Source organism: Aeromicrobium sp. PFPM2_SD2 (assembly GCF_057364525.1).
Map to the genome: position 1 here is coordinate 1 of NZ_JBNFNZ010000003.1, position 12,371 is coordinate 12,371.

At 72.3% G+C, this 12,371-nt stretch carries 4 protein-coding genes and 4 pseudogenes; all 8 read left to right on the top strand.

The features are described 5' to 3' along the window. The first annotated feature begins 145 nt into the window (after nucleotides 1–145). The 8 genes and pseudogenes from trpC to pyk all read left to right on the top strand — a co-directional run bounded on the left by trpC (nucleotide 146) and on the right by pyk (nucleotide 12,355). Nucleotides 146–949, top strand: a pseudogene (gene trpC / locus AC2W7G_RS00690) (indole-3-glycerol phosphate synthase TrpC). An 88-nt stretch (nucleotides 950–1,037) separates the two neighbouring features. After that, nucleotides 1,038–2,264, top strand: coding sequence for a tryptophan synthase subunit beta (gene trpB, locus AC2W7G_RS00695; protein WP_485866731.1), 1,227 nt, complete (start codon nucleotides 1,038–1,040; stop codon nucleotides 2,262–2,264). After that, a complete protein-coding gene (trpA, locus tag AC2W7G_RS00700; RefSeq protein ID WP_485866732.1) occupies nucleotides 2,261–3,058 on the top strand; it encodes a tryptophan synthase subunit alpha in 798 nt (265 codons plus the stop codon). Before trpB ends, trpA begins: the two co-directional genes overlap by 4 nt. After that, nucleotides 3,058–3,992: pseudogene (gene lgt, locus AC2W7G_RS00705) on the top strand (prolipoprotein diacylglyceryl transferase). The gene trpA and the pseudogene lgt overlap by 1 nt, the downstream one beginning before the upstream one ends. Beyond that, nucleotides 3,989–4,684, top strand: coding sequence for a VIT1/CCC1 transporter family protein (locus AC2W7G_RS00710; protein ID WP_485866733.1), 696 nt, complete (start codon nucleotides 3,989–3,991; stop codon nucleotides 4,682–4,684). The pseudogene lgt and the gene AC2W7G_RS00710 overlap by 4 nt, the downstream one beginning before the upstream one ends. 120 nt (nucleotides 4,685–4,804) lie before the next feature. Further along, nucleotides 4,805–9,327 (top strand): annotated as a pseudogene (gene gltB / locus AC2W7G_RS00715) (glutamate synthase large subunit). Further along, nucleotides 9,320–10,786: a glutamate synthase subunit beta gene (locus tag AC2W7G_RS00720; RefSeq protein WP_485866734.1), complete on the top strand. Its 1,467-nt coding sequence runs from the start codon at nucleotides 9,320–9,322 to the stop codon at nucleotides 10,784–10,786. Before gltB ends, AC2W7G_RS00720 begins: the two are co-directional and overlap by 8 nt. Nucleotides 10,787–10,913: 127 nt before the next feature. Continuing rightward, nucleotides 10,914–12,355: pseudogene (pyk, locus tag AC2W7G_RS00725) on the top strand (pyruvate kinase). Nucleotides 12,356–12,371: the final 16 nt, after the last annotated feature.

Below are 12,371 nucleotides of genomic sequence, written 5' to 3' on the forward strand. Positions count from 1 at the left end.
GACCATGGCCCGGAGCGTAGCGACGGCCGGTCGTCCCGGACGCGGGACGTCGCCGAATCGAGGGCTGTCGTCCGGCGCGGGCTGGCCCGGGACTAGGCTTGCGGCATCCGGCCGCGCCGCGGCCGGCGCAGCGGAGGAGGCCACGATGACCGTGCTCGACGACATCCTTGCGGGCGTCGCCGCGGACCGTGAGCAGCGCATGGCGACGACGACGCTCGACGACCTCAAGGAGCGCGCGTCCCGTCAGCTGCCCTCGATCGACCCCATGCCGGCGTTCCGCGCCGACGGGGTCTCGGTCATCGCCGAGGTCAAGCGCTCCAGCCCGAGCAAGGGCGCGCTGGCCGAGATCGCCGACCCGGCCGCCCTGGCGTCGGCCTACGAGTCCGGTGGGGCCGCCGCGATCAGCGTCCTCACCGAGCAGCGCCGCTTCGGCGGTCGCTGGACGACCTCAAGGCCGTCCGCTCCCGCGTGGACGTGCCGCTGCTGCGCAAGGACTTCATCACCACCAGCTACGAGCTGTGGGAGGCCCGCGCCGCCGGTGCCGACCTCGCCCTGCTCATCGTCGCGGCGCTCGAGCAGAACGCGCTCGAGAGCCTCATCGAGCGGCCGCTCGATCGGCCTGACGCCGCTGGTCGAGGTCCACGACGAGGAGGAGGCGCGCCGCGCCGCCGACGCCGGGGCCGACCTCGTCGGGGTCAACGCCCGCAACCTCAAGACGCTCGAGGTCGACACCGGCACCTTCGCCCGGGTCGCGCCGGTCCTGCCCGACCACGTGGTCAAGGTCGCCGAGTCCGGCGTCAAGGGTCCGCACGACGTCATCTCCTACGCCCGCTCGGGCGCGAACGTCGTCCTCGTGGGCGAGACCCTGGTGCGCGGCGACGACCCGCGGGCCAGCGTGGCCGACCTGGTCGCGGCCGGGCAGCACCCGGCGCTCCAGCACCGATGGTGACTCGGCGCTCCACCCCGCCGTCCGTGCCACCACACGCGGGCGGGACGGCGTCGGCCGCCCGTCCGCCCCGCTTCCGAGGAACTCCGTCATGACCTACGCACAACCTGACGCCACCGGCCACTTCGGCCGCTTCGGCGGACGCTTCATGCCCGAGGCGCTCATCGCCACCCTCGACGAGCTCGACGCCGCCTGGACCGAGGCGAAGGCCGACCCGACCTTCACCGCCGAGCTGGACCGGATGCTGCGCGAGTACGCCAACGTCCCGAGCCCGCTCTACGACGCGACCCGCTTCTCCGAGGCGGCCGGCGCACGCATCCTGCTCAAGCGCGAGGACCTCAACCACACCGGCGCGCACAAGATCCGCAACGTCCTGGGCCAGGCCCTGCTCGCCAAGCGCATGGGCAAGCCGCGGGCGATCGCCGAGACCGGCGCCGGCCAGCACGGCGTCGCGTCGGCCACGGCGTGCGCGTACCTGGACATGGAGTGCACGGTCTACATGGGCGAGGTGGACACCGAGCGCCAGGCGCTCAACGTCGCCCGCATGAAGATGCTCGGCGCCGAGGTCGTGCCCGTGCGCACCGGCAGCCGGACGCTCAAGGACGCCATCAACGAGGCGCTGCGCGACTGGGTCGCCTCGGTCGAGCGCACGACGTACCTGTTCGGCACCGCCGCCGGCCCGCACCCGTTCCCGGCGATGGTCCGCGACCTGACCCGTGGCATCGGCGACGAGGCCCGCCGCCAGAGCCTGGAGCTGCTCGGCCGCCTGCCCGACGCGGCCGTCGCGTGCGTCGGCGGCGGCTCGAACGCCATCGGCCTGTTCACCGGCTTCGTCGACGACGCGGACGTGCGCCTGTACGGCGTCGAGGCCGGCGGCGACGGCGTCGAGACCGGACGCCACGCGGCCACCATCACCGGCGGCGACGTCGGCGTGCTGCACGGCGCGCGCTCGTTCCTGCTCCAGGACGAGGACGGCCAGACCATGGAGTCGCACTCGATCTCGGCCGGCCTGGACTACCCGGGCGTGGGTCCGGAGCACTCGTACCTGGCCGAGACCGGTCGGGCGTCCTACTTCCCGGCGACCGACGCCGAGGCGATGCACGCCTTCGACCTGCTGTGCAAGACCGAGGGCATCATCCCCGCCATCGAGTCCGCGCACGCCCTGGCCGGTGCGCTCCGCCTGGCGAAGGAGCTCGGCCCGGACGCGACGATCCTGGTGAACCTGTCCGGTCGCGGCGACAAGGACGTCCACACGGCCGCCGAGTACTTCGGGCTCATCGACGGCCCGGTCGTCCTGGACGAGGGGGTCGAGGAGTGAGCGCCGTCGACGAGCTGTTCGCCCGCACCCGCGCCGAGGACCGGGCCGCGCTGGTCGGCTACCTGCCGGCCGGCTTCCCGGACAAGAAGACGTCGATCGCCGCCATCGAGGCGATGGTCGAGGGCGGCGTCGACCTGGTGGAGGTCGGCCTGCCCTACAGCGACCCGGTGATGGACGGCCCGACCATCCAGGCCGCCGCGGACGCCGCGCTCGCCGCGGGCACGAAGGTCGGCGACGTCTTCGAGGTCGTGGCCGCCAGCGCCGCGACCGGTGCCCCGACCGTGGTCATGACCTACTGGAACCCGGTCGAGCGCCTCGGCGTCGCCACGTTCGCCGAGCGGCTCGCGCCGCCGCGGTCGCCGGGCTCATCACGCCCCGACCTCACGCCCGACGAGGCGGGGGAGTGGACGGCCGCGGCCCGCGAGCACGGCCTGGACCAGATCTTCCTCGTCGCGCCGTCGTCCACCGACGAGCGGCTCGCCATGACCGCCGAGGCGGCCAGCGGCTTCGTCTACGCGACGGCGGTCATGGGCGTCACCGGCCAGCGCCAGCAGACCAGCAGCCTGGCGCCCACCCTGGTGCAGCGCCTGCGCGGCGTCACCGACAAGCCGGTGGGCGTCGGCCTGGGCGTGAGCAACGGCGCCCAGGCGCACGAGGTCGCCGCCTTCGCCGACGCCGTCATCGTCGGCTCCGCCCTGGTGCGCTGCCTGCTGGACGCGCCCACCCCCTCGGCCGGTGTCGACGCCGTCCGCGAGCTGGCCCGCGAGCTGCGTGCGGGCGTCGAGAGGCACTGATGGTGACCTACCTGCCCAGCCCCGACAGCGGCGTCTGGCACCTCGGTCCGGTCCCGCTGCGCGCGTACGCGTTCGGCATCATCATCGGCGCGCTGCTGTCGATCTGGATCGCCGAACGACGTCTGCAGGCCCGCGGCGGGCGTCCCGGGGTCGTCGGCGACATCGCGATGTGGGCGATCCCCGCCGGCATCGTCGGCGCACGGATCTACCACTCGTCACCGACAACGAGCTGTACTTCCGCGCCGGGCAGGACTGGACCGACGTCTTCCGCATCTGGGAGGGCGGCCTGGGCATCTGGGGCGCCATCAGTGGCGGCGCGCTCGGCGCCTGGTACGCCTGCCACCGCTACGGCGTGCGCTTCCGCGCCCTGGCCGACGCGCTGGCCCCCGGCCTGCTCGTGGCCCAGGCGGTCGGACGCCTCGGCAACTGGTTCAACCAGGAGCTGTTCGGCCGGCCGACCACGGTGCCGTGGGCGCTCGAGATCGACGCCGAGCACCGCCCGAGCGGGTTCGAGCAGTTCGAGACCTTCCACCCGACGTTCCTGTACGAGCTGGTCTGGAACCTGCTCGGCGCCGCGCTCATCGTGTGGCTCGGCCACCGGTTCCGGCTGCACGGCGGGCGCGTCTTCGCGCTGTACGTCATGGTCTACACGGCCGGACGCTTCTGGATCGAGCAGCTCCGCATCGACCCGGCCAACGAGATCGGCCCCTTCCGGCTCAACGTCTGGACGTCCATCGTCGTCTTCCTGCTCGCCCTGGCCTACTTCGTCTGGGCCACGCGCCGCGGCTTCGACGAGCCGGCCGCGATGATGCCCGGCCACGAGGTGGCCCCCGACGACGCCGCGGACGCCGACGGCGACGCGGTGGCCGCGGACGCCGACGACGCCACCGACCCGGCGGCCGACGGCGAGCAGCAGGGGTCCACGCGGTCATGACCGAGGTGGAGCACGAGCACCAGGACGTGACCGGCGGCTGGCTCCGGCCGGCCGTGTTCGGCGCCATGGACGGGCTCGTGTCCAACTTCGCCCTCGCCATGGGCGTGGCGGGCGGCACGACCGACACCGACGCGGTCGTCCTGGCCGGGCTCGCCGGCCTGGCCGCCGGCGCGTTCTCCATGGCCGCGGGGGAGTACACCTCGGTCGCCAGCCAGGCCGAGGCCGCCCTGCGTGAGGTCCAGGTCGAGCGGGCCGAGATCGTCCGCAACGCCGCGGGCGAGGAGGCCGAGCTCGCCGGCATGTTCGTGGAGAAGGGCATCGACCCCGACGTCGCCCGGGAGGCGGCCGCCGACGTCCACCGCGACCTGGAGAACGCCGTGCGCGTCCACGCCGAGGTCGAGCTGGGCGTCGACGTCGACGACCTGCCGTCGCCCGTCCTGGCCGCCGTGTCCTCCTTCGGGTCGTTCGCGGTCGGGGCCCTGCTGCCGATCCTGCCGTTCCTGCTCGGGGCCACGTCGGTGTGGCCGGCGGTCGTCGTCTCGCTCGTCGCGCTGTTCGCCTGCGGCGCCGTGGTGACGCGGGTGACCGCGCGCACGTGGTGGTTCGGCGGCAGCCGCCAGCTGCTGCTCGGCGCCCTCGCCGCCGCCCTGACCTACGGGGTCGGGACGCTCGTCGGCGGCACCGTCGCTTGAGGCCCCGCCCGGTGCGCCGCGATTCGGTCTCGCCGTGACCTGCGTGTAATGTGGCCGTGCTGACTCGGGCCAACGTCGTCCCAGGTCTGATCGATCGACGACGTGTGGAGGTCATGCATCATGCGCACCTACCCCGCCCAGGGGCTCTACGACCCGGCCTACGAGCACGACGCCTGCGGCGTCGCCTTCGTCGCCACCCTCACCGGTGAGCCGAGCCGCAGCATCGTCCACCAGGGCCTCACCGCCCTGCGCAACCTGGACCACCGCGGCGCCGTCGGCGCCGAGGAGAACACCGGTGACGGCGCGGGCATCCTGCTGCAGGTCCCGGACCGCTTCCTGCGCGCCGTGGCCGACTTCGACCTGCCGGCCGCCGGCGAGTACGCCGTCGGCATGGCGTTCCTGCCCGAGCCGGCCGACCAGGCCGACGCCGCGCGCGTCGCGGTCGAGAAGATCGCCGCCGAGGAGGGCCTGCTGGTCCTGGGCTGGCGCGAGGTCCCGGTCGAGCCGTCCCTGCTGGGCTCCATGGCCCTCAGCGTCATGCCGCGCTTCGAGCTGCTGTTCGTCCGCTCCGAGCACGGGCACCGCACGGGCCTGGAGCTGGACCGGCTCGCGTTCTGCCTGCGCAAGCGCAGCGAGCGCGAGCTGAGCGTCTACTTCCCGTCGCTGTCCAGCCGCACGCTGGTCTACAAGGGCATGCTCACCACCGAGCAGCTCGACGCGTTCTTCCCCGACCTGCTGGACGAGCGCATGGAGTCCGCGCTCGCGGTCGTGCACAGCCGCTTCTCGACGAACACGTTCCCGAGCTGGCCGCTGGCCCACCCGTTCCGCTTCATCGCCCACAACGGCGAGATCAACACCGCGCGCGGCAACCGCAACTGGATGCGTGCCCGCGAGGCGCTGCTCGAGAGCGACCTGATCCCCGGCGACATGAAGCGCCTGTACCCGATCTGCGACCCCGAGGGCTCGGACTCGGCGTCCTTCGACGAGGTGCTGGAGCTGCTGCACCTGGGCGGACGCTCGCTGCCCCACGCGATGATGATGATGATCCCCGAGGCGTGGGAGAACGACGCCGAGATGGATCCCTCCCGTCGCGCCTTCTACGAGTTCCACGCCAGCGTCATGGAGCCGTGGGACGGCCCCGCGTGCGTGTGCTTCACCGACGGCACCCAGATCGGCGCCGTGCTCGACCGCAACGGCCTGCGCCCGGGACGCTTCTGGATCACCGAGGACGGTCTGGTCGTCCTGGCCTCCGAGGCCGGCGTGCTCGACCTGGACCCCGAGACGGTCGTCCGCAAGGGCCGCCTGGAGCCGGGCACGATGTTCCTGCTCGACCTGGACGAGCACCGCGTCGTCGAGGACCACGAGGTCAAGGGCGAGCTCGCCGCCGAGCACCCCTACGACGAGTGGCTGTACTCGGGCCTGGTCCGCTTCGAGGACCTGCCCGAGCTCGAGCACATCGTCCACACCCACGCCTCGGTGACCCGCCGCCAGCAGGTCTTCGGCTACACCGAGGAGGAGGTGCGCCAGCTCATCGCCCCGATCGCGCGCACCGGCGCGGAGCCGATCGGCGCCATGGGCACCGACACGCCGATCGCCGCGCTCTCGGACCGTCCGCGCAACCTGTTCGACTACTTCAACCAGCTCTTCGCGCAGGTCACGAACCCGCCGCTGGACGCCATCCGCGAGGAGGTCGTCACGTCGCTGGCCGGCACGATCGGCCCCGAGCGCAACCTGCTGGCGCCCAGCCCGGCGTCCTGCCGCATGCTGCAGCTGCCCTTCCCGGTCGTCGACAACGACGAGCTGGCCAAGGTCCGGCACATGAACAAGGACGGCGACATGCCGGGCTTCTCGGTGCACGTCGTCCGCGGCCTGTTCGAGGTGGCCGGCGGCGGCGAGGCGCTGAAGGCCAAGCTCGACGAGATCTGCGCGGACGTCTCGCGCGCCATCGCCGACGGTGCCCGCATCATCGTCCTGTCGGACCGCCACTCCGACGCCGACCTGGCGCCGATCCCGTCGCTGCTGCTGACCTCGGCGGTCCACCACCACATGGTGCGCGAGAAGCTGCGCACGCAGGCCGGCCTGCTGGTCGAGGCCGGCGACGTCCGCGAGGTGCACCACGTGGCGCTCCTCATCGGCTACGGCGCGACCGCGGTCAACCCGTACCTGGCGCTGGAGACGGCCGAGGACCTGGCCCGCGAGGGCGTGTACGTGGAGTCCGTCGAGCCCGGCACGGCGGCGCGCAACATCGTGCGCGGCCTGGGCAAGGGCGTCCTCAAGGTCATGAGCAAGATGGGCGTCTCGACCGTCGCGTCGTACACCGGGGCCCAGATCTTCGAGGCCGTCGGCCTGTCCCACGAGGTCGTCGACGCCTACTTCACCGGCACCCCGTCCAAGCTCGGCGGCGTCGGCCTGGACGTGCTCGCCGCCGAGGTGAAGGCGCGCCACGAGAAGGCGTACCCGCTGCGCGGCCAGTCCGGCCCGCGGCTGCTCGAGACCGGCGGCGAGTACCAGTGGCGCCGCGGCGGCCCGGAGCACCTGTTCGACCCCGAGACGGTGTTCCGCCTGCAGCACTCGACCCGCACGGGCCGCTACGACATCTTCAAGCAGTACACGCAGCGCGTGGACGACCAGTCCGAGCGGCTCATGACGCTGCGCGGGTTGTTCGAGCTCAAGCGCGGCGAGCGGCCGCCGGTGCCGATCGAGGAGGTCGAGCCGGTCAGCTCGATCGTCAAGCGCTTCTCCACCGGCGCGATGAGCTACGGGTCGATCAGCCAGGAGGCGCACGAGACGCTCGCCATCGCCATGAACCGGCTGGGCGCCAAGTCCAACACCGGTGAGGGCGGCGAGGACCCCGAGCGACTGCACGACCCCGAGCGTCGCTCGGCGATCAAGCAGGTCGCGTCCGGTCGCTTCGGCGTCACCAGCGAGTACCTGACCAACGCCGACGACCTGCAGATCAAGATGGCCCAGGGCGCCAAGCCCGGCGAGGGCGGCCAGCTGCCCGGTCCGAAGGTGTACCCGTGGGTGGCGCGCACGCGTCACTCGACGCCGGGCGTCGGCCTCATCTCGCCGCCGCCGCACCACGACATCTACTCGATCGAGGACCTCAAGCAGCTCATCCACGACCTCAAGAACGCCAACCCCGCGGCTCGCGTCCACGTGAAGCTGGTCTCCGAGGTCGGCGTGGGCACGGTCGCGGCGGGCGTGGCGAAGGCCAAGGCGGACGTCGTGCTCGTCTCGGGCAACGACGGCGGCACCGGCGCCTCGCCGCTGACCAGCCTCAAGCACGCCGGCGGCCCGTGGGAGCTCGGCCTGGCCGAGACCCAGCAGACGCTGCTGATCAACGGCCTGCGCGACCGCATCGTCGTGCAGACCGACGGCCAGCTCAAGACGGGCCGCGACGTGGTCATCGCCGCGCTGCTGGGCGCCGAGGAGTTCGGCTTCGCCACCGCCCCGCTGGTGGTCAGCGGCTGCATCATGATGCGCGTCTGCCACCTGGACACCTGCCCGGTCGGCGTCGCCACGCAGAACCGTGAGCTGCGCGAGAAGTTCACCGGCAAGCCCGAGTTCGTCGTGAACTTCTTCGAGTTCGTCGCCCAGGAGGTGCGCGAGCTGCTCGCCGAGCTGGGCTTCCGCTCGATCGAGGAGGCCGTCGGTCGCGCCGAGCTGCTCGACACCCGGCGCGCCGTCGACCACTGGAAGGCGTCCGGCCTGGACCTGGCGCCGGTGTTCTACGTGCCCGAGCTGCCCGAGGACGCCGCGCGCCACAACGTCCAGAAGCAGGACCACGGCCTGGACAAGGCGCTGGACGTCCGGCTCATCGAGCTGAGCGCGGACGCGCTCGAGCGCGGCGAGCCGGTGCGCGCCCAGCTCGAGATCCGCAACGTCAACCGCACGGTCGGCACGATGCTCGGCCACGAGGTGACGAAGCGGTACAAGGGCGAGGGCCTGCCCGAGAACACGATCGACCTGACGTTCACCGGCACCGCCGGGCAGTCGTTCGGCGCCTTCCTGCCGCGCGGCATCACGCTGCGGCTCGAGGGTGACGCCAACGACTACGTCGGCAAGGGCCTGTCGGGCGGACGCATCGTGGTGCGGCCGCCGCGCGAGGCGCGGTTCACCGCCGAGGCGCAGACCATCGCCGGCAACGTCATCGGCTTCGGCGCGACGTCGGGCGAGATCTTCCTGCGCGGACGCGCGGGGGAGCGCTTCTGCGTGCGCAACTCCGGCGCACCGCGGTGGTGGAGGGCGTGGGCGACCACGCGCTGGAGTACATGACCGGTGGCCGCGTGGTCATCCTGGGACCCACCGGCCGCAACGTCGCGGCCGGCATGAGCGGCGGCGAGGCCTACGTGCTCGACCTCGACCCGTCGCTCGTCAACCCCGAGATGGTGGAGGTGCGCGACGTGCCGGCCGCCGCTGCTGAGGAGCTGCGAGAGCTGGTGCGCAAGCACCACGAGGAGACCGGCTCGGCCGTGGCCGAGCAGCTCCTGCAGGACTGGACCGCCGCGGTGGCCCGGTTCCGCGAGGTCATGCCGGTGAACTACCGCAAGGTGCTGGAGGCGAAGGCCGAGGCCGAGCAGCTGGGCCTGACCGAGGACGAGACGACGGAGCGCATGATGGAGGTGGCCGCTCGTGGCTGATCCCCGAGGATTCATGAAGTACCCGCGCCAGGGCGCCGAGCGGCGTCCGGTCGAGGAGCGGGTCAAGGACTGGAACGAGGTCTACCCCGGAGGCGTCGGCCGCGCACTGCTGCCGATCATCTCCGAGCAGGCCGGCCGCTGCATGGACTGCGGCATCCCGTTCTGCCACTCCGGCTGCCCGCTGGGCAACCTGATCCCGGAGTGGAACGACCTGGTCTGGCGTGACGACTGGGACGAGGCGATCGATCGTCTGCACAAGACGAACAACTTCCCCGAGTTCACCGGCCGGCTGTGCCCGGCGCCGTGCGAGACGGCCTGCGTCGTGGGCATCAACCGCGACCCGGTGACGATCAAGAACGTCGAGGTCTCGATCATCGACAAGGCGTGGGACCGCCACAACGTCAAGCCGCAGCCGCCCGAGTGGCTGACCGGCAAGACGGTCGCGGTCATCGGCTCGGGCCCGGCCGGCCTGGCCGTCGCCCAGCAGCTGACGCGGGCGGGCCACACCGTCGCGGTGTACGAGCGCGACGACAAGCCCGGCGGGCTGCTGCGCTACGGCATCCCCGAGTTCAAGATGGAGAAGGTCCAGGTGGACCGGCGCATCGACCAGATGAAGCGCGAGGGCACGGTGTTCCGCACCGGCGTCCGCGTGGGGGAGTCGCTCACCGGTGCGCAGCTGCGCGACCGCTACGACGCGGTGGTGCTGGCCATCGGCTCGACCGTGCGTCGTGACCTGCCGGCCCCGGGCCGCGAGCTCGCCGGCATCCACCAGGCGATGGACTACCTGCCCCAGGCCAACCGGGTCGCGCTCGGCGAGACCGTCGAGGACCAGATCCTGGCCACCGGCAAGGACGTCGTCATCATCGGCGGCGGCGACACCGGCGCCGACTGCCTGGGCACGGCGATCCGCCAGGGCGCCCGCTCGGTCACGAGCCTGGAGATCATGCCGCAGCCGGGCGAGGACCGTCCGGAGAACCAGCCGTGGCCGACCTACCCGATGCTCTTCCGCGTCGCCTCGGCGCACGAGGAGGGCGGCGAGCGGGTCTACTCGGTCTCGACCCAGGAGTTCGTGGGCGACGAGGACGGCCACGTCCGCGCCCTGCGCATCGTCGAGGTCGACTTCGTCGACGGCAAGCTCACCGAGCGGGCCGGCACGGAGCGCGAGATCCCGGCGCAGCTGGTGCTCTTCGCCATGGGCTTCACCGGCCCCGAGAAGGACGGCCTGGTCGACCAGCTCGGCGTCGAGCTGGACGAGCGCGGCAACGTCAAGCGCGACAAGCAGTACATGTCCAGCGTCGACGGCGTCTTCGTGGCCGGCGACTGCGGACGCGGCCAGTCGCTCATCGTGTGGGCGATCGCGGAGGGCCGCTCGGCGGCCGCGGGCGTCGACGCCTACCTGACCGGCAGCACGGCGCTCCCGGCGCCGATCCCGCCGAACGCGCGCCCGGTCGTCGTCTGACCGACGCCGCACGACGAGGGGTCCAGCCACGGCTGGGCCCCTCGTCGTCGTCCGTTCACGTGAGCGACGTCTCACGCTCACCCCACCTCGGGTGCGGTAGTGCGGAGACGGTCGATAGGGTGGACCCGTGCGTAGAGCCAAGATCGTCTGTACCCTCGGGCCCGCTGTCGACACCTACGAGACCCTCCTGAAGCTGGCTGAGGCCGGCATGGACGTGGCTCGTCTGAACATGAGCCACGGCGACGTGCCCGACCACCAGCGACGGCTCGACGCCGTGCGCCGCGTGGCCGAGGAGACGGGCAAGGCCATCGCCGTCCTGGCCGACCTCCAGGGCCCCAAGATCCGCCTCGGCCGCTTCGCCGACGGACCCCACCAGCTCGCCGTCGGCGACACCTTCACCATCACCGTCGACGACATCGAGGGCGACGCCAGCCGCTGCTCGACGACCTACAAGGGCCTGCCCGGCGACGTCTCGCCCGGCGACCCGATCCTGGTCGACGACGGCCGCGTCCGCCTGGTCGCGCGCGAGGTCACCGCGACCGACGTCGTCACCGAGGTCGAGGTCGCCGGCCCGGTCAGCAACAACAAGGGCATCAACCTGCCCGGCGTGAACGTCAGCGTCCCGGCCATGAGCGAGAAGGACGTCGCGGACCTGCGCTGGGCGCTGGGCGCCGGCGTCGACTTCGTGGCGCTGTCGTTCGTCCGCAACGCCAGCGACGCCGAGGACGTCCGCGCGATCATGGAGGAGGAGGGCGTCAAGCGCCCGATCATCGCCAAGATCGAGAAGCCGCAGGCGGTCGAGAACCTCGACGAGATCATGGACGCGTTCGACGCCTTCATGGTGGCGCGCGGCGACCTGGGCGTGGAGCTCCCGCTCGAGGACGTCCCGATCGTCCAGAAGCTGATCGTGGAGAAGGCGCGCCGCAACGCCAAGCCCGTCATCGTCGCCACCCAGATGCTGGAGTCGATGATCTCCTCGCCGCGCCCGACGCGCGCCGAGGCGTCCGACGTCGCCAACGCGGTGCTCGACGGTGCCGACGCGGTCATGCTGTCGGGCGAGACGAGCGTGGGCGAGTACCCGATCGAGACCGTCCGCACGATGGCCAACATCGTGGAGTCGACCGAGGACCACGGGCTTCCCCGCATGGCCGCCTACACCTGGCAGCCCAAGACCCGCGCGGCATCATCTGCCGCGGTGCGGCGACGGTGGCCGAGTCGATCGAGGCCAAGTACGTCGTCGCGTTCACGACCATCGGCGGCTCGGCCCGCCGCATGGCGCGCTACCGCTCGCACGTGCCCGTCCTGGCGCTGACGCCGGACCCGGTCACCCGCAACCAGCTGGCGCTCACCTGGGGCGTGCAGACGTTCCTCATGCCGCAGGTGAAGGGCACCGACGACATGGTGCTGCAGGTCGACACCGCGCTGCTCGAGCGCGAGCTCGGCCAGACCGGCGAGGAGGTCGTCATCGTGGCCGGTGCCCCTCCGGGAATCCCCGGCTCCACCAACGCCCTGCGCATCCACCGCATCGGCGACGCGGTCCACGGCCGCGCCCCCGCGTACGAGGGCTGACGCACGCGGAAGGGCC

Bases quoted from the DNA above. Each gene is read 5' to 3' on its own strand.
- trpB (WP_485866731.1), top strand. From the start codon at position 1,038: ATGACCTACGCACAACCTGACGCCACCGGCCACTTCGGCCGCTTCGGC.
- AC2W7G_RS00710 (WP_485866733.1), top strand. From the start codon at position 3,989: ATGACCGAGGTGGAGCACGAGCACCAGGACGTGACCGGCGGCTGGCTC.